General features: G+C 73.2%; 1 protein-coding gene. It reads left to right on the plus strand.

The genetic code is table 11. The annotated features are described in order from the left end of the window. Positions 1-153: 153 nt before the first annotated feature. A partial coding sequence (locus tag ACYVJ0_RS13840; protein WP_460818439.1) for a glycosyltransferase family A protein occupies positions 154-519 on the plus strand: 366 nt, incomplete at its 3' end.

The raw sequence follows: 519 nt of genomic DNA on the forward strand, positions 1-519 counted from the left end.
GGGAGCTGGGGGAGTGGGCCGGTCACACCTACCTCCACGAAGGCATCGACGTCGGATACCCGGACACCATCGCCGACCTCGCCTTCGGCCTGCTCGGTGCGATGCTGGCCGGAGCCGTCCTCGCAGCCCGGGGCCAGGCATGGAGGCGCGGGCGTGACATCTGATCTCGCGCCGACGGTCTCCGTGGTCGTCCCGGTGCGCGACGACGCACCGGCGCTGGACAGGTGCCTGTCCCTGCTGGCCCGCCAGACCGTGGCCCCGCTGGAGATCGTCGTGGTCGACAACGCCTCGACCGACGCGTCCGCTGCGGTGGCGCACCGCTGGGGCGCCGTGGTCGTCGTCGAACCCAGCGTCGGGATCCCCGCCGCCGCGGCAACCGGGTACGACGCCGCGAAGGGTGCCGTCATCGCGCGGCTCGACGCCGACTCCCGGCCCGGCCCGCTGTGGGTGCAGACGGTCGTGGAGCGTATGGTCGCCGACCCGGGGCTCGACGCGCTCACAGGTACCGGCAGCTTCTAC

This window comes from Microbacterium petrolearium, assembly GCF_054782875.1.